Annotated in this window: 15 protein-coding genes and 1 tRNA gene; 9 read left to right on the forward strand and 7 right to left on the reverse strand. The window is 49.9% G+C overall.

What is annotated here, in order from left to right:
* Positions 1 to 18: 18 nt before the first annotated feature.
* Together CJO09_RS01920 and CJO09_RS01925 are read left to right on the forward strand one after the other, a co-directional pair.
* The gene (locus tag CJO09_RS01920; protein ID WP_119440841.1) at positions 19 to 1,584 is read left to right on the forward strand and encodes a glycosyltransferase family 39 protein; all 1,566 of its coding nucleotides are present in this window, start codon (positions 19 to 21) and stop codon (positions 1,582 to 1,584) included.
* A gap of 57 nt (positions 1,585 to 1,641) precedes the next feature.
* Positions 1,642 to 1,717: transfer RNA gene (locus tag CJO09_RS01925), tRNA-Asn, on the forward strand.
* Between the two features lie 222 nt (positions 1,718 to 1,939).
* Here the strand turns inward: CJO09_RS01925 and CJO09_RS01930 are convergent.
* A complete protein-coding gene (locus tag CJO09_RS01930; protein WP_119440842.1) occupies positions 1,940 to 2,200 on the reverse strand; it encodes a helix-turn-helix domain-containing protein in 261 nt (86 codons plus the stop codon).
* Between the two features lie 608 nt (positions 2,201 to 2,808).
* On the opposite strand from CJO09_RS01930, the gene hxsA2 reads away from it, so the two are divergent.
* From hxsA2 to CJO09_RS01970, 7 genes are all read left to right on the forward strand, one after another.
* Positions 2,809 to 3,108 (forward strand): His-Xaa-Ser repeat protein HxsA2, encoded by a 300-nt coding sequence (hxsA2, locus tag CJO09_RS15670; RefSeq protein ID WP_218961010.1) that lies wholly within the window; start codon positions 2,809 to 2,811, stop codon positions 3,106 to 3,108.
* Positions 3,109 to 3,172: 64 nt separating this feature from the next.
* Entirely contained in the window at positions 3,173 to 3,457 is a 285-nt protein-coding gene (gene hxsD, locus CJO09_RS01945; protein ID WP_119440844.1) for a His-Xaa-Ser system protein HxsD, read from the forward strand.
* Complete coding sequence (hxsB, locus tag CJO09_RS01950; RefSeq protein WP_119440845.1) at positions 3,454 to 4,914, forward strand: His-Xaa-Ser system radical SAM maturase HxsB; 1,461 nt, start codon at positions 3,454 to 3,456, stop codon at positions 4,912 to 4,914. The genes hxsD and hxsB overlap by 4 nt, the downstream gene beginning before the upstream one ends.
* Entirely contained in the window at positions 4,908 to 6,068 is a 1,161-nt protein-coding gene (gene hxsC, locus CJO09_RS01955) for a His-Xaa-Ser system radical SAM maturase HxsC (RefSeq protein ID WP_119440846.1), read from the forward strand. Before hxsB ends, hxsC begins: the two co-directional genes overlap by 7 nt.
* Positions 6,069 to 6,556: 488 nt before the next feature.
* Positions 6,557 to 6,706, forward strand: a complete 150-nt coding sequence (locus tag CJO09_RS15890; RefSeq protein ID WP_342772181.1) for a DUF5989 family protein — start codon at positions 6,557 to 6,559, stop codon at positions 6,704 to 6,706.
* A 4-nt stretch (positions 6,707 to 6,710) separates the two neighbouring features.
* On the forward strand, positions 6,711 to 8,546 hold the full coding sequence (locus CJO09_RS01965) for a carbamoyltransferase family protein (RefSeq protein ID WP_119440848.1): 1,836 nt from the start codon (positions 6,711 to 6,713) through the stop codon (positions 8,544 to 8,546).
* Between the two features lie 23 nt (positions 8,547 to 8,569).
* Complete coding sequence (locus tag CJO09_RS01970) at positions 8,570 to 10,540, forward strand: GDSL-type esterase/lipase family protein (protein WP_119440849.1); 1,971 nt, start codon at positions 8,570 to 8,572, stop codon at positions 10,538 to 10,540.
* Positions 10,541 to 10,904: 364 nt separating this feature from the next.
* Here the strand turns inward: CJO09_RS01970 and CJO09_RS01975 are convergent, their stop codons facing one another.
* The 6 genes from CJO09_RS01975 to CJO09_RS02010 form a co-directional block, all read right to left on the reverse strand.
* A complete protein-coding gene (locus CJO09_RS01975) occupies positions 10,905 to 11,522 on the reverse strand; it encodes a plasmid pRiA4b ORF-3 family protein (RefSeq protein ID WP_119440850.1) in 618 nt (205 codons plus the stop codon).
* Entirely contained in the window at positions 11,477 to 13,000 is a 1,524-nt protein-coding gene (gene tnpC / locus CJO09_RS01980) for an IS66 family transposase (RefSeq protein WP_119440851.1), read from the reverse strand. The genes CJO09_RS01975 and tnpC overlap by 46 nt, the downstream gene beginning before the upstream one ends.
* Positions 13,001 to 13,090: 90 nt before the next feature.
* Positions 13,091 to 13,435: an IS66 family insertion sequence element accessory protein TnpB gene (tnpB, locus tag CJO09_RS01985; RefSeq protein WP_114420214.1), complete on the reverse strand. Its 345-nt coding sequence runs from the start codon at positions 13,433 to 13,435 to the stop codon at positions 13,091 to 13,093.
* Positions 13,432 to 13,845, reverse strand: coding sequence for an IS66-like element accessory protein TnpA (gene tnpA / locus CJO09_RS01990; protein WP_119440852.1), 414 nt, complete (start codon positions 13,843 to 13,845; stop codon positions 13,432 to 13,434). The genes tnpB and tnpA overlap by 4 nt, the downstream gene beginning before the upstream one ends.
* A 1,215-nt stretch (positions 13,846 to 15,060) precedes the next feature.
* The gene (locus CJO09_RS02005) at positions 15,061 to 15,297 is read right to left on the reverse strand and encodes a hypothetical protein (RefSeq protein ID WP_218961011.1); all 237 of its coding nucleotides are present in this window, start codon (positions 15,295 to 15,297) and stop codon (positions 15,061 to 15,063) included.
* 112 nt (positions 15,298 to 15,409) lie between these two features.
* Positions 15,410 to 16,000: a hypothetical protein gene (locus CJO09_RS02010; RefSeq protein WP_119440854.1), complete on the reverse strand. Its 591-nt coding sequence runs from the start codon at positions 15,998 to 16,000 to the stop codon at positions 15,410 to 15,412.
* Positions 16,001 to 16,381 lie beyond the last annotated feature (381 nt).

Below are 16,381 nucleotides of genomic sequence, written 5' to 3' on the forward strand. Positions count from 1 at the left end.
CCCGAACGCATCCGAAAAATGAGCCTCATCCCTTCCCGAATGCCCGCTTCATCATCAAACAATTCATCAGTCGCTCCACTACTGGTGCTGATCATTTATCTTTTAGGGATGATCGCGCTATGGACGATATCCACTGCTGCGAGCCATCGGGCCCCCTACCTGGATGGCATGGAAGGGCTTATTTGGGCGTCCAGCCTGGAATGGGGGTACGCCAAACACCCTCCTCTCCCCACCTGGATTCTGTATGTACTTGTCGAACTATTCGGTCGGGAAGTTTGGGTTTCCTTTTTTGCCGGGCAGCTTATGTCGGCGGCGGCATTGGTTTTTGTATACCTTTTCGGCTGTGAGATTACTTCCGCGCGACGCGCCCTCCTGGCCACTGTCATGGTGTCGGTCACCATGTACTTTTCGCTTCGGTCAACCATCTACAACCATAATACGGCGCAGCTTTGGTCAATTGCCGCCTGCATTTGGCTGTTTTATCGCGCATTGAAATTCGACTCCCTGGTTAATTGGGCCGCGCTGGGTTTCGTGGCTGCCTTGGCCATGCTCACCAAATACAGTGCTCTGGTTCAGTTCGCTGCATTTTTTCTTTTCATGCTTGTGCATGGGGATTTGCGTCGCAAATCAGTTCAAAAAGGCTTGCTGGTAGGCGCCTGCATATTCCTTGTTGTCTTGCTACCGCACTTGCTGTGGCTAATCAGCCACCATTTCGCTCCCCTGCAGTACGCCGACGCCTCCATGCAAAGCAACAGCTATTCGCAAGCATGGCAAAGTATTATCGCGTTCGTGCTCGACCAACTGGCGCGCCTGAGCCCCATGGTTCTGCTTTGGGGTGCGCTGTGGTACTGGCAACGACGCAAGCCCATTGAAACGCTTCACCTGGCCACCGACCAAACCTATGCGGGCATGCTGAATGCGGGCGCGCGGCAGTTCCTGTTATGGGTGGGGCTGAGTCCCTTTCTTTTAACGGTAGCCATTTCGGCAGCTTTGGGAACCAACCTGACCGCATCGTGGGGCACGACTTTTTTTATTCTGTTCGGCTTCTACGCCTTCTGGAAACTGAAAGGCAACGACCGTATCTGGCTGCAACGCACCCTGGTTCTGGCGGTTGCAATGCAACTGATCATGGCACTCGCGTACGGGCTGGCGCGCGGCCCCATTGCCGAATATGCCGGGCGCGACGCCCGCTCGGTTTTCGCCGGGCCGGAGCTCGCAGGCAAACTTAATGCAATATGGGAACAACACGTTCCCAATACGCCCGTGCCCCTGGTGGCGTCGGACCGATGGTTTGGCGGTAATATCGCCCTGAACCTGAATCGCAACACCCAGGTTTTCATTGGTGCCAACTACTTCCAGTCACCTTGGCTTGATCCGGAAACGGCATTGAATTGCGGCGCACTCGTGGTTTACGCACCCCAAGCAAAAGGATATTGGTCCCCCCAACTAATTGCGCTTTATGAGTCGGCCGGCATAAAGGGGGAGTTCGAACAACACTGGTCGCGCTCCAAGCGCAGCCCATCGTTCATGGTTAAATGGGGTATTATCCCGCCCGGGCCCCAATGTGGTCAGGTGAAGAACTAAACAGCAGGCTAGTTTGCCTATAAAAGTTTTTGTGTGCTATAGTATTGTTCTTTCAATTCCCCGATAGCTCAGTCGGTAGAGCGACGGACTGTTAATCCGCAGGTCACTGGTTCGAACCCAGTTCGGGGAGCCAAGAATATCAAGCACTTACGCCACCTTTAATCGGGTGGCGTTTTTGCTTTCTGGGTTTATGTAAGCACTTTGTAAACACTTTAGACAAATCCTTCGGTTTTACCCCCAATTTGTCCTACAAGGTCAAGTAAATAGGCTCAGTTACACGACAGCGATAACATCGGCAACATCATCCATTAGGTTTCTGCCCACAGAACCACGACCTCAACGGCCGCGCACCCCTTCACCCATCTTCCTTTTTATCTCGCACAGGTTCTAGCAACAGGTCCACCACATCGACACCCAGCGCGTGAGCGATTCGCTCTAGCCCATCAATGCTAATGTTGGTAACACATCGTTCAAGCTGAGAAACATACGTTCGGTGAAAATCAGCCAACTCAGCCATGCGCTCTTGGCTAAGACCTTGTTCGATACGCAGTCGCTTCAAATTCGCAGCTATTCGACTGCGTGCTGCATTTTTAATGGGAACTGTGTTCGTGCTCATGCACGAAGAGTGGCGGACTACTGCTTAATATACTACAGTATGTAACTCTACTGCCTTTAAATCTCTATAGTGGAAATGAAACATACACTGATTAGCTCAACGAATAGAGCGATATAGCCCTATTCAAAGCAATGTAAGAAATATTGCAAGAATGTGCTCGCTTTATCCGTTTGCACGCCATTCGCCCGGCTGGGACCAGCCTAATCAGAACCTTCCAATTACACATTTTTGTAGGAGCAAACATGCCCAAGGAAGTTTCCTTCACAGAACAGCACGTCCGGGAATCCCCATGCGAACGGCAAGGCGACTATAACTACTACCAGACATTATTTGCAACCGATCCAGTAACAACGCCCGAGCTTGTAGATCGTAGTGATTCCAGGTTCAACGTGCCCCAGCAGCTCTTTTACGGCAACGTTTTCCCTACGGGTTTGCTGTAGGTCGGTTGTAAAACGGTACCGCAATGCGTGGCTTGGCTGCTTGACGATACATTCGACCGAACTGCGACGCGCCTCAGACAAAATGCGAAATGGAGGGCGGCTCTATCAAATTATGTTGCGATTTCTATAACCAGCTGATAAGGTGTTACGAAACTTTAGGAGAATTCTATGAAAAAATTTCTTACTGCGTTCGCTAGCTTAGCGGCAGCTTTTGCCGCCGATGCAGCACCGAGTCCCGGAAATGTATCTAGTGCCTCGTTTGCTAAAGACTCTCCCAACGCCACTGTGAGCCAAGGTACGGTTTTGGGTGAGAATTTCACCGTTAAGAACACAAATGGCGACGAATACGACTTTATTCTCAAAAAATCGGAAGATTCTGGTCTGCTGATGGCGTATCACTCTTCCCACCGATCTCACAGTTCCCACAGTTCCCACAGTTCTCACAGGTCTCACTATTCGAGCCGCTAGTTAAGCCCTTCATCACTTGAGTGGCAGTCCGCCGTATGAGGACTTTTTTCTTTGGAAATTAATAATGAAATTAAATTTAAACAAAGAAATCTACAGTATTGAAGCAACGCAAAAAGCCGCCTACAGGTTCATTGATCGCCTCACGATCTTGATCGAACCAGTTGGAGATGAGTTGGTTTGCACAATCGATCCTGTTGAAGGTCACGAAGAGAGACTCGACGATCACGTCGCGAACTTCAAGCGTGAACTGCTAGATCAACAACTACGAAAGCAGATAAAAGAAGAGACAGAGGCTGTTCGCAACTTGATCTTGGCCTATACGTTTTCACGCACGGGGTTACAAGGGTGACAAAATTTAAACCTCTTGTTGAGTATCAGGCCAATAAAGGTCAGTATGAATTGCTGCCCTTTAAGTTCGAACCATTAAGCGAAGATGATGTTGTCATCACAAACTTCGTGGGCGAATTTGCTTTCATCTCACGTGATGAGTTGCGCGCTACAGTTAACAAGAACCTCGATCCAAGTAGCAAAACTTACTCCTTGATGCGCTCTCGCCACTTCATCCGAGAGCTTGGGGATGAGGCCAGTGTTGAGCTCTTAGGTCTTAAAACGCGTACAAAATATAGCAAGCTCCGAAACTTCACCAACTTGCATATTTTCGTGGTAACGCTGAGATGCGATCATAGTTGCCAGTATTGCCAGGTATCACGCCAATCTGAGAACAGGGCTGCCTTTGATATGACTATAGACATGGCCGAAAAAGCCCTCGCCATTGTCTTTCGATCACCGAACCCTGCCATCAAGATCGAGTTCCAAGGTGGTGAGCCGTTGCTCAACTTCGACTTGGTCAAGCATATCGTACTGAGGGCCAAAGAAATTAATGAAACTCAGCAACGTGATCTTCAGTTTGTTATCACAACCACCTTGTCACTCGTAACCGACGACGTTTTGGCTTTTTGTAAGTCACATAAAATTTATTTGTCCAGCTCACTCGACGGTCCTGAAGACTTACACAATCATAACCGCCCCAGACCCGGCCGTGACAGCCACGCACGGTTCGTAGAAGGCCTTGAAAAGGCGCGCAGTGCGCTAGGTTATGACGCTGTTTCGGCCTTAATGACTACGTCTCCGGCCAGCTTGACTCGAGTTAGAGACATTGTTGACGAGTACCTAAAACTTGGTTTTGATGGAATCTTCTTACGCCATTTATCGCCTTATGGATTTGCGATCAAAACTAAGAGCTATGGCGCATACAACGTCGAAAGATGGCTAAAATTTTACGAGGAAGGGCTCGACTACATTATTGAAGTCAACAAGCAGGGGGTCAGGTTCACCGAGCATTTCGCTGCGCTAATGCTGACCAAAATGCTGACGTCGAACGATCCTGGCTTCGTTGATTTAATGAACCCATCTGGTGCTGGCATTGGTGCAGTAGTCTTCAACTATGACGGTGATATTTACGCGTCGGACGAAAGTCGAATGTTGCGTGAAATGGGTGACACGACCTTTAAAATCGGCAACCTGAACACGAGCAGCTATGAAGATGTATTTACCAATGAAGCGCTACTTGGCCCACTAGAAGACTCATTCACGTTGTCGGCTCCCATGTGCAGTGACTGTGCTTTTGAGCCCTGGTGTGGCGCTGATCCAGTATTCCACTACGCAATGCATGGGGATGTGCTCGGCAGAAAGCCAGAATCCGAGTTCTGCAAGCGCATCATGGGCGTGGTTAAGCTCCTTCTGGAGCGGATGAGGTCTGACCCCAAAGTAAAAACTATCTTTATGGGGTGGGCCAACAGATGCTGACGCTTTCGGGTAGAGTAATTCGCAAGTCGGAGGTTGCTTCTGACACCAAGGAACCAGGTCTTTATAGCCTGTCGACTAATGCCACTTTGCCCTCGCCCTTACGGGATATGAAGGCATTTCTCGCACGAGACTCTTCGACTGCACCTAGCGGCTTCAAGCGCTACTTCGCTCTTCCGGGTGCCTCGCTCGAAGGAATTCCACCCGAGAAAATAACCCGCCTAGGTCCAGAGTTTGACTACTTTGGTGATGGGGATGTCGTGAGTTTATCTCCCGATGGCCGTATTCGATCAATCTTTCGTGCCAATTCAAGCCACAACAGTATCTTGCTCACGGAGCAGTGTAATCACTACTGCCTGATGTGTTCTCAGCCACCTAAACGCGTTGATGATAGTTGGCTCCTCAATGAAGCTTTCGAAGCTATCAAAATGATACCCCGTGAAACAGCAGAAATTGGTTTCACTGGAGGAGAGCCCACAATCTACGGGGGTGGCTTCATCAAGTTGCTCCAACACATTAAAAACTGGCTACCCAAAACGAGTGTACACGTGCTGTCTAATGGACGAGCCTTTGCCGATGAGAAATACGCTAAGGCCTACGCTCAGGTAGAGCATCCCGATTTAATGATCGGAATACCAATTTACTCAGCTGACGCCAGCTTGCATGACTATGTTGTTCAATCTAAAGGCGCGTTTGACGAGACGGTGCGGGGCGTAATTAATCTCAAGCGCTACAAGCAGAGGGTCGAGATAAGAGTAGTTATCCACAAACAAACGTGCGATGGTTTACCCGAGCTGGCCAGTTTCATTGCTAGGAATCTGCTCTTTGTTGATCAGGTAGCTTTGATGGGCCTCGAGAATATTGGTTTCGCCAGAGCAAACATCGACACTCTTTGGGTCGATCCAGTCGAATATAAGGATCAGCTCAGCGAAGCAGTACAAATTTTAACAAGCTACGGCATCCGGGCGGCGGTCTACAACCATCCCCTTTGCTTGGTCAATGCAGACGTCTTTCCAGTCTACGTCAAGTCCATCTCAGATTGGAAAAACGAGTTTGCGAAGGAATGTGAGCCTTGTCGTCGGAAGAGCGAATGCGGTGGATTCTTTTCATCAGGTATTCGTAACGGGTACAGTCAATCGCTGACCCCCTTTTTGTGAGGAGTCCTTGTGGTCATCGACACCCTACTTTCAAAAACTGAAATTAGCTTGAGATCAAGTTCCACGACTTTACTTCTTTCAACCGATGGCTAGGCCTACGGCTTCAGACAGGGCGTTCGGAATACTGCTCTGTGCGGCTGCTGCATTAGCTGCTTCCTACGCCTTTTGGAAAGAAAGTATAGCTATCGCGCAGTCGCTGGCGTTACTTACGACCATCTTGATAGTTATGGTGATTCTTTGCCCTAATAAATTCGGGAGGCTCAAGCTTGCCTGGCTATGGTTTGGTGAGCGGCTTGGAGCGTTTGTAAACCCCCTGGTTCTTACAGCGCTCTACTTCATAATTGTGACTCCTACTGCCCTTATTTCCCGGTCGCTTGGTCGAGACGCTCTCAGGCTTAAGCGGCGCAGATGCTCTACTTATTGGATTCAGCGGCCGCCGCCCGAGCGTAAGCCAAAAGATTTCTTTAACCAACAATATTAATAATCCTATGAGTCTGTTGTACGAGCTGCTTCAGTTTCTTAAAGCCAGAAAAAAGCTCTGGCTTCTTCCAATTATTCTGATCATGCTCGCGTTGGGCGGTTTGATGGTCGCGGCCAAAGGTTCAATTCTTGCGCCCTTCGTCTACACGATTTTCTGACTATATGCGTATTCTTGGCATTTCCGCTTACTACCATGACGCTGCTGCGTGCCTTCTCATAGATGGAAAGATCGAGTGTGCAGCGCAAGAGGAGCGATTTACACGAATCAAACATGATGCAAGCTTTCCGATGAATGCGATCCAGTTCTGTTTGGGATACTCCAATACAAAACCTTCTGAAGTCGACTACGTCGTCTTCTATGACAAGCCGTTTCTCAAGTTTGAAAGGCTACTTGAAACTTACCTCGCATTTGCTCCACGAGGCTTTCGCAGCTTTTCAAAGGCTCTTCCCGAGTGGATTAAGGACAAACTATTTCAGAAATCTCAGTTACTGCACGACTTGAATGAGCACATTGATGAGAATGTGAATTGGAAGCCCCGCTTAACTTTCTCTGAGCATCATCTAAGTCATGCCGCGAGTGCGTTCTTCCCTTCGCCGTTCGATTCGGCTGCAATTCTTACGATGGACGGAGTTGGGGAGTGGACGACAACATCAGTCGGGCTCGGGGAAGGAAATCGCCTGACGATTGAACAAGAGATTCAATTTCCTCATTCGATTGGGCTTCTTTACTCAGCATTCACTTACTACCTAGGCTTTCGGGTGAACTCCGGCGAGTACAAGGTGATGGGACTGGCACCTTATGGGACGCCAAAGTACGCAGGTCTAATTAAGAATAATCTCATTGACATCAAGACCGACGGGTCGTTCGCTCTCAACCTGCACTACTTCAATTACTGTACGGGCTTGACTATGACGAGTGAAGCTTTTCATGATTTGTTCGGGGGGAAGCCGCGTACACCTGAGACAACACTTGAAGAGCGCCATCTTGATATCGCCGCATCTATTCAAGCCGTAACTGAAGAAATTGTATTGGGCTTAGGCCGAGCAATATCACTGCAAACTGGTGCCCGAAACTTGTGTCTTGCTGGAGGTGTGGCGTTGAACTGTGTTGCCAACGGTAAGCTGGCTCGGGCTGGTATTTTCGATAGGCTCTGGATTCAGCCTGCAGCAGGAGACGCAGGGGGAGCCGTCGGTGCTGCATTGGCCCTAAATTACCAGCTGCTTGGCAGAAGTCGCGTTGTATCCTCCTCCGACGAAATGAAGGGTGCTTTCCTAGGGCCCGAATATGTTCAGAGTGATATCGAGCAACGGTTATTAGCGTGCGGTGCTCGCTTCAATGTGTTCGAAGAGAGCCAGCTGCTGACTAAAACTGCAGAGGCTCTCGCGAATGGAAGGGCTGTTGGCTGGATGAACGGTCGTATGGAGTTCGGCCCACGTGCGCTGGGGGCAAGAAGCATACTCGCCGATCCCAGATCTCCGACTGCCCAGCGGGAGCTCAACCTGAAGATCAAATTTCGGGAGTCATTCCGTCCCTTCGCGCCCAGCGTCCGTGAGGAAGATGTAAAAGAATGGTTCGACCTAAGCGAAACTAGCCCTTATATGTTGTTAGTGGGGGAAGTGGCGGAGCACCAGCGGATTCCAGGAAATGACAGCTTCGATAAGGTAAGCGGACTGGATAAGCAGGCAGTGCAAAGATCAACCATACCTGCGGTCACACATGTGGACGGGACTGCACGGATCCAGACTGTGAGTCGCGATCTAAACCCTAGGTTCCACGGACTGTTAAGCCGCTTTAAGGAAATGACCGGATGTCCGGTGTTGGTCAACACGTCGTTTAACGTTAGAGGCGAACCAATCATAAACACTCCTGAAGATGCCTTCAAATGTTTTCTTGGCACTGGGCTTGACGTGCTCGTCGTGGGAAACTGCTTTCTTGAGAAGAGCGAACAAACCGTCGTGTCGCCCGGCCCGCATCATGAGCTTTATGCACTCGATTGACCATACTCTAGTTTCATACTGAAATGTCTACACTTCGCGAACGAGCAAAGAAAGTCCTATTTATAGCTGTAGCAATTGCGCTCTTGGGCGGCACACTTGCCTTGGCCGAGTTAATTGCAGGTTGGACCGAAAACGTCAAACTTACACGCATTGAGACTAGGACATTCCTTAATCAGTCCGCTCCGTTGATGACCACAACGCGCTGGCTCCGCCCCCATTTGGCTGACGAGTTTATAAACGAACAACCTGATGCGGAACTTAAGCGACTACTACGGACAGACTCATTCGGTCTTGTTCTTGGACCACCGGACATTCGATATCAAGACTCGACACGGAAAATACTTTTTCTCGGGGGATCTACTACTGAAAATAATGAGGTCGATGAGCAGTATCGATTCCCATTTCTTGCGGCATTTCAGCTGAGCAAGTTTTCTAGTCAAAGTTTTGAAGGTCTAAATGCGGGAGTGCGCGGCCACACATCGCACGACAGCATAAATCTCTATTTAAATCATCCTTCCAGCAGCATCCGCGATGCTGAGGTGGTTGTCGTGATGCATAACATCAACGACAGACTACGGCTCACGCTGAACGAAACGTATCGATCTGATTTTTCACATTCTTCGGAGGCCACATCGATTGGACTCATAGACGCAGGAACGGAGTTGATCCGATCCGTGTGGGACTGGGCACGTCTTAATAGCAATTTGCTATTCCTCTCTGATGCTGTAATTCGAAGAATTAACCGGGCAGAGAACGGACAGGGTATCGAAGTAAGCGAGAGGACTCTTGATGCCTATTCAGGGGTCGCATCAAGCCGCGTTCACATATTCGAGCAGAGCCTCCGAAACCTCATCGCTGTTATCAAAGCCAATGGCCAGTTGCCAGTCCTAATGACCCAACCACTTGGTCGGCAGTCCGTAGAGCAGGATATTTTCAATGAGGCAATACGTAGTGTTGCAAAAACAGAATCGGCTGGAATTATCGATCTCGCGAGAGCATTCGAGGCCCTATCAGACAAGCCGACTCTTTTCTACGACGACCATATCCACTTTAATAATTACGGATCGAAATGGGCTTCAGAAGTGATCGCTCAGACACTCCATCAGATCATTGGGGAAAAAAACACAATTACTCCTCAAGAGTCATTTACGTGTCCGGATCTTCGAGTAGGCGGAAAATCACTCTTAACTGCACCCCTTCATGAAAATGTTCTTCGAGGACGTTACCCAAGCTTCGACAGTTCAGATCAGCGACTCTTGTTCCAGCGCAATCACTTAGATGGAAGCGAGATTGTCATTTTGAATATCGTGTCTGGCATGATGGAAGAGGTTTTTCGAAGTAGTGATCCCTTGGGGCTTGAACATCCGACGTGGATTGATGAGCAGCGCATTCTCTTCACTCAGCGCTCTGGGGACGATCGCCGTCTGATGGTCTTTGACCTCCGGGACAGAAAAGCAAAACAACTACTGGTGGACCAAGAGTTGCAAGGCGCAATAGCGAATGTCGGATCAGACAATGCCATTTACTTCTCGGGATATAAGCATGTTGATCAACAACCTCCCGTTCTGTATGAACTGACCGAGTCCGCCGGTATGCCGAGACCAATTACCATACCTGGCGAAGAAAGTTGGAGACCATTCGCTAGTACAAATGGCGATATATATTTCATCAATAATTCGACTGGTCGATACCAGGTCTACACAAAGAAACGCGACGAACCACTCTCCGCTAAGCGACTTGTGATGCAGTCCGACTATGAGCAATGGGATCCGGCTGTTTCAGCGGATGGATTGCTGCTCGCATTTGCTCAGCGAGAGGGAGGAAATTTTGATGTATTCACGATGCGGAATGACAGCCATGATCAAAAGGCCATCAGACGTATTGGGACGGCAGAGAACGAGTGGGACCCACGATTTAGTCCAAGTGGCCGCTATCTCTTATACGCTGCCACGTCTCCATTCGGTGATCAAATTCGTGCCATTTGCCTTAAGTAATACAAGATAAGTACGAGACCTAACAGTTTGTTGTGTGCTCGATGTAAGCGCCGCTGTAATACGGACCGACTTCACAAGAATAGATCTGGAAGCTTAAAAAAGCCAAAAACCAAAACCACAACCTACTACAAGTCGAAAATTTTTTGTTTTCGCTCGCGTGCGCACGTACTGCTTCGCAAACTTTGCTTCTAGGTCAAACACCAACTTGATACTGACCAACCCTAACAACGAAAAATAATCACCTTTGCGTTAAAGGATTTCAGCTGAACCCATCCAATGGACAGCATCAGGCCCTAGAACAAATTGAATTCTCTAATGCTTACTCCTTTCTATTATGTAAGCGTACGCCCATTACCGTCTTGCGTTACAGCTGGATTTCGCTTAACCGTTCATTGACATCATCCAGGTCGAAGTGGGCGGGGTCAAATGTCCTGCCGCACCATTGCTTCATATCCGCATGTTCAGGATGCGACGTATCCGCCATGATCTCCAGGAATTCTTCGTATCCAGGGATGCCGCCAACATCTTCAGGTGGACAGGCATACGCCCCATCCAGGCACCAGGGTGATTTCAGAGGGCCGTCAAGTTCGGCCAGCTCCAGCAGTTTGATTTTATGCCACCAGGCATCACCGAAGTCGTAGACATAATCGAAGGTGGCAATGCCACCCAATGCCTTGTCCAGACGAACCCGTTGCTCGTTTTTCACGTCCGGCTCAAAGAAGTCCGGGTGCGGTTCACCGTAATGCGTGTGGTTGATAATGAACTCATGCAAATGCCCCCCTTCCCAACCCATCGCCCGCAGCAGGGTGACGTGCAGCTTTCGCAAGGTGATATTTGCCGGAACCACAATGATGCGATAGATCTGCGGCTTACTATCGCACAACTCAATGCGCAACACCATCGCATAGCCATGCAATGGCGTCACCTTATTTGAGCTCAGGCGGCGCGATCCTGTCCGGTGCAGTGTGGCTTTAGGTTCCATGGCAACAACTCGTCGATTCGATTTACAGGGTGCTGGGCAATACGGGCCAGCACCTCGCGCAAGTACGCCATGGGCTCCATGCCGTTTAGCACTGCACTGCCCAGCAGGCTATAAATGGACGCCGCGCTGTGGCCACCGGCATCTGATCCGGCAAATAAAAAATTCTTGCGCCCCAGGGCTACGACACGCAAGGCCCGCTCGGCCGCATTATTGTCGATCTCAATACGGCCATCATCAACATAGCGCGTGAGCGCCGCCCAGCGACCCAAGGCATAGCGAATGGCACCCGCCAGTGCCGACTTGCGTGAGACAGATCGTAGCGTATCGTTTAGCCAGGCGTAAAACGCTTCGAGCCGTGGTCCGGCACGGGCCTGGCGCACCTGGCAACGCACATCGGGCGGTTTGCCCCGGATCTGCGCTTCAATCTCATACAGCTGCGCAATACGCTCAAGTGCATGCAGCGCTTCAGGGCTGGCTTGTTGCTCGGCTATTTCATAGAATTTGCGCCGTGCATGGGCCCAGCAAGCAGCCTCAAGAATTCGTCCACTGGCATACAAGGCATTGAACCCGGCATAGCCATCTGCCTGCACAATGCCCTGGAAGGGCTTTAAATGTTTCTGCGGGTGCTCACCCTTACGATTCGGCGAATAAGCAAACCATACAGCGCCAGGCTGCGCGGATCCGAATGCGCGATCATCACGCACGTAGGTCCACAAACGGGCGGTACGTGTTCTTCCGCGCCCTGGGGCCAACACCGGTATGGGTGTATCGTCAGCATGTACCTTATCGCCACCCATTACGTAACGATGCAACGTTTGCACCAAGGGGCGCAGTAATTGGCTGCTGCCAGCCACCCAATCGGCCAGCGTAGAGCGAGGTAGTGTCACACCGTGACGGGCATAAATAGCGCTTTGCCGGTAAAGAGGTTGATGATCGCAATATTTGGCTACCAGCACTTGGGCCAGTAACCCGGGGCCGGCCAGCCCTCGGGCAATCGGGCGTGATGGCGCCGCCGCCTGCACAATGGTGTCGCAGCGCCCACAAGCCAGCTTGGGCCTAACCGTACGAATCACCTTGAAGCTGGAGGGTACGAACTCCAACGTTTCGCTGACGTCCTGGCCCAGGAATTTGAGCGTGCCGCCACAGGCCGGGCAGCCGCAGGTATCGTTTGCCGCCAGTACCTGCTCTTCACGCGGCAAGAAGTCGGGCAGACTTTGACGTGCAGGGGTACGCGCACGCTTTAGAGCAACGGGTTTATGAACGCCAATACCATTGGCTTGACTGGGCGTATCGGGTTCATCGTTTAACCCCAGCGTTAATTGCGCTAGAAGATCACCGCTACGCTCACTGCTGCGCCCGAAGCGTTCGTGCCGGGCCTTGGCTAACTGCAAACGCAAATAGTCATTTTCTTGCTGCAATGCCTTGATTACTGCCCATAAAGCAGCCGGATCAGAAGAGGCAGTGAGTGCGTTTTGCATAGCCGATATTTTACCAAATATCGGCTATGTCTAATGCATTTAAACGCCTAAAATCCTAATAAAAATGCGCATTTCGAAGCATTGAATCATTTAAACCCGCAGTGGGCGATGCGTGCGCTGAGGTCGACGCCAATCAATCCCTTCAAGCAGCATCGACAACTGCGCCTGGGTTAAGTAAACGGCACCCGATTCTGCACTGGGCCACACGAAGTGCCCATGTTCTAGACGCTTAGCCAATAGACACATCCCATCGCCGCTCCACCACAAGACTTTTAAGCGATCCCCCTTGCGGCCCCGGAAGACAAACACATGTCCACTGAACGGATCTTCGGCTAACTTGGATTGCACATTGGACGCTAAGCCATCGAAACCGCGGCGCATATCGGTTACCCCTGCAACCAGCCAGACCTTCGTTCCTGCCGGCAGACCAATCATGTGCGCAACAGCTCAATCATGCATTGCAATGCGCGCGGATCGGCGGCACCGTGTACGACAATTTTTGCATGGCCAAGATGCAGTTCAATTCGCCCCGTCGTGTCAACAGCGTCAGCTTCAACACCTCGAGCCGTTGAGGCATAATGTTCTGCTTGCCGCCCTGCGGGCAGCGCATTAATATGTATTGGCACTAACGTAGCGTCCTGACTAACCGGCCCAAAGTCACCCCGACGATATTGCCAACGCCAGTTATGCAGTTGGTTGGCGTTCAGCCCGTGCGTCAGGGCAACGCGGGCAATTGAGGCACCTCTGGCCATCGATTCCTGTACAACCTGGCGTTTGAATTGAACGGTATAACGGCGGCGTGGTTGGCTCGTTGGCTCAACAACAGAGATAGATGAGTTGCTCATCAAACTAAATGTCCATTTAAAATTAATGGACATTTAGTTTGATGAGATTTATGTGGGAAAGCTAGACGGTATTGGTCGGACGCTTACTCTATTATTTGCTTATGTTCCGTTACTTTGCAGATGGTATTTCTAGATAGTGTACGAAAATCGGGCAAAGGCACCCCTAAAAAAACCGCATATAAGTACGGTTTTCGGGCCTGATAGGATAATTATAGGTACGATTTCTGGGCTTATAGGCAGTATCATCAGTACGATTTTCGGGCAAAGACGGTTACTTTATGGAGTCCACAATCGATAAGCACCACGAGGAAGCGCCTGCGGTCCTACGTCCATATCATTATGATGAAATAACGGGTGCCAAGTCACTGCATACCACGCGGCTACGTTAGGCATCCGCCCTTTGCGAGTACATAGAATCAAACCTCGCTCCTCAAGGACCGTTAATGCTCTACGAATTGTGTCTTTGCTTGTCCAACCCCGCTTTTCACTCAGATAACGCCAGGACGCGCTTAAACGTCCGTTATTCGAATAGTTAGTAGTCAATTGCATTGCAATATCCAGTAGCAGTTTAATTTGCTGACCCGTCAAAGATTTAAAAGCCTCTGACTCCAAGACAACATGAGGTAGCGCAAGAAATCGTCCACCATCCCGGTATTGCCTAGCTGTTTGATTGGCCATATATCATCAGGTCCAATAGCTAAAGCGACACGACCAAGCTTGCTGCAAATTTATTGCAGCCCTCCCACCGCACTGAACACGTTTATCCTGGCAAACTATTAACCGCCTAGGTTTGCCTAAAGCGAACGCTTTTTCCTGTCGTGCCGGGCTAGCTATCATAGTGCTTGCCCTCCGTTGCAGACACAACATCAATCGGCCAACCAAAATGCAACCGCTGACAGGGATGTGACAGCTTAGTATTCGCATTTCGGGCCAACCACCGATAAATCAGCCTACGGTCTGTTACCGTGGTCATGTACACTCCGGGCCTACATTTTCTCCCATCTCGGTCAACAAAACTAATTCGCTCGCATGGTATGTCAAGCCCACGACGTCGAAGTTGTGCTATTAGGTCAGGGCCGTTGCTACAACCCACTACTTTGTCTAATTGTTCCCGAGTAATAGGTCGTCTCAAGAGCGCCTGTATCGCCCTCAAATGCCTCGGGTTGCTCGTACCGTCAAATTCACGAGTTTTAATTAATTGGCGCCGATGCATGCTTACACCCCTATGATGGCCTTAATATCGGCCACGCGCCATGCTAAACGCCCATTAACTCGCAATGGGCGAATGGGTCCATTTTCACGACAAGCCCACACTCTTAACGTTTGTGGCTTACGGTTCAAGTAAAAGGCCGCAGTTGCAGTATCGACCGTAGGCTTGGTCAGTGCATCAAGGGCGGTGCAACCTTTTTCTGAGTCAATTTGGAAGGAGCGAATATTTTGAGAAACGTACATTGCGTATCACCTATGTTGATTAATGGTGATACGTATTCTTTAACCTGAAACCTCAATTCCATACCCGTGTGGGCGTCAGCGGGCACGAGTGGGCACAGGCGTCCACTATTCGCTATTTCTTTTTACTTTGGTACGACATTTTTTTTCGTAATGCGTCTTTGTTAAATGTTTTAACAGCGTCACCCTTTCCGTAGTACTTAATATCTCCCTCCGCGTAGCCAACTAATGGGTGTGAACACGGAACCCTCTCAGCAAGACGCACAAGCTCAGCCCATACCGCGTGATAGTTCTGCGGTTCGGCGGCGTTTTTCTTGGCCTCGTTTATGATATGTTCGAGTGCGTGAACTCGGTCTCTAAGCTTGTGGACGACAGATTGTTCGCGCACTGGGCTGGATGCTTCGTCACCACTCCAATTGCTTTCGGCTAAAAATCCTTCAACATCGAGTTCATCTATTCCAATTGACTGCTGCACCAAAAATGTCTGAAGGGCTGAAACTTCACAGGGGAACGATAAAACGGGCTCACTTAAATTTCCCTTAGGGTGTTCTGTGAGGACAGCCCTTTCCTCGGGTGTTAGTTGAATGTCGTTAGGTATCTCTTTGATATAAATCCCGTCGCCCCTTACGCTCAACCAACTGCACCACTCCTCAGGGTCCCATACTTGAAATATTCTTATGAAATCACTGTATCCAATGTTTTTCATGGCATCCGTTCAATGCTCACCCTCCGTAATTTAGGTGCCAGCGTCAGGCCAGTGAAGGTGTCCGGTTTTTCGCCCCGTCGGGCTAGGCGCTGGCGTAAGGATTAGGTAACCGATTTGCTTGACCTCTGCCATTGATAAGAAGGCGGTAGAACCCAATCTTCTACCCGCTCAAGAATTCCGGGGCTGCCTGTTACTCCCCTGTATCAAACCTCGGCAAGCATTCCTATATTTCCAATTAGGCTGCGTACAACACGGTCTCTGGTGTCCTTGTTTCCGGGGTCATCTGCTTCATCTTCAGACATGTAATAAAACAGGCGTTCACACTGCGAGGATAGGGTTGCGATTTACTCAAAAATAACCCCTATCTCGCCATAAGGAATA

The organism is Neopusillimonas maritima, assembly GCF_003576595.1.
Classification (GTDB): domain Bacteria; phylum Pseudomonadota; class Gammaproteobacteria; order Burkholderiales; family Burkholderiaceae_B; genus Neopusillimonas; species Neopusillimonas maritima.

What these genes read in the sequence shown, in the direction of transcription:
- CJO09_RS01920 (WP_119440841.1), top strand. Translation starts at nt 19, where the DNA reads ATGAGCCTCATCCCTTCCCGAATGCCCGCTTCATCATCAAACAATTCA.
- CJO09_RS01930 (WP_119440842.1), bottom strand. Translation starts at nt 2,200, where the DNA reads ATGAGCACGAACACAGTTCCCATTAAAAATGCAGCACGCAGTCGAATA.
- hxsA2 (WP_218961010.1), top strand. Translation starts at nt 2,809, where the DNA reads ATGAAAAAATTTCTTACTGCGTTCGCTAGCTTAGCGGCAGCTTTTGCC.
- hxsD (WP_119440844.1), top strand. Translation starts at nt 3,173, where the DNA reads ATGAAATTAAATTTAAACAAAGAAATCTACAGTATTGAAGCAACGCAA.
- hxsC (WP_119440846.1), top strand. Translation starts at nt 4,908, where the DNA reads ATGCTGACGCTTTCGGGTAGAGTAATTCGCAAGTCGGAGGTTGCTTCT.
- CJO09_RS15890 (WP_342772181.1), top strand. Translation starts at nt 6,557, where the DNA reads ATGAGTCTGTTGTACGAGCTGCTTCAGTTTCTTAAAGCCAGAAAAAAG.
- CJO09_RS01965 (WP_119440848.1), top strand. Translation starts at nt 6,711, where the DNA reads ATGCGTATTCTTGGCATTTCCGCTTACTACCATGACGCTGCTGCGTGC.
- CJO09_RS01970 (WP_119440849.1), top strand. Translation starts at nt 8,570, where the DNA reads ATGTCTACACTTCGCGAACGAGCAAAGAAAGTCCTATTTATAGCTGTA.
- CJO09_RS01975 (WP_119440850.1), bottom strand. Translation starts at nt 11,522, where the DNA reads ATGGAACCTAAAGCCACACTGCACCGGACAGGATCGCGCCGCCTGAGC.
- tnpC (WP_119440851.1), bottom strand. Translation starts at nt 13,000, where the DNA reads ATGCAAAACGCACTCACTGCCTCTTCTGATCCGGCTGCTTTATGGGCA.
- tnpB (WP_114420214.1), bottom strand. Translation starts at nt 13,435, where the DNA reads ATGATTGGTCTGCCGGCAGGAACGAAGGTCTGGCTGGTTGCAGGGGTA.
- tnpA (WP_119440852.1), bottom strand. Translation starts at nt 13,845, where the DNA reads ATGAGCAACTCATCTATCTCTGTTGTTGAGCCAACGAGCCAACCACGC.
- CJO09_RS02005 (WP_218961011.1), bottom strand. Translation starts at nt 15,297, where the DNA reads ATGTACGTTTCTCAAAATATTCGCTCCTTCCAAATTGACTCAGAAAAA.
- CJO09_RS02010 (WP_119440854.1), bottom strand. Translation starts at nt 16,000, where the DNA reads ATGAAAAACATTGGATACAGTGATTTCATAAGAATATTTCAAGTATGG.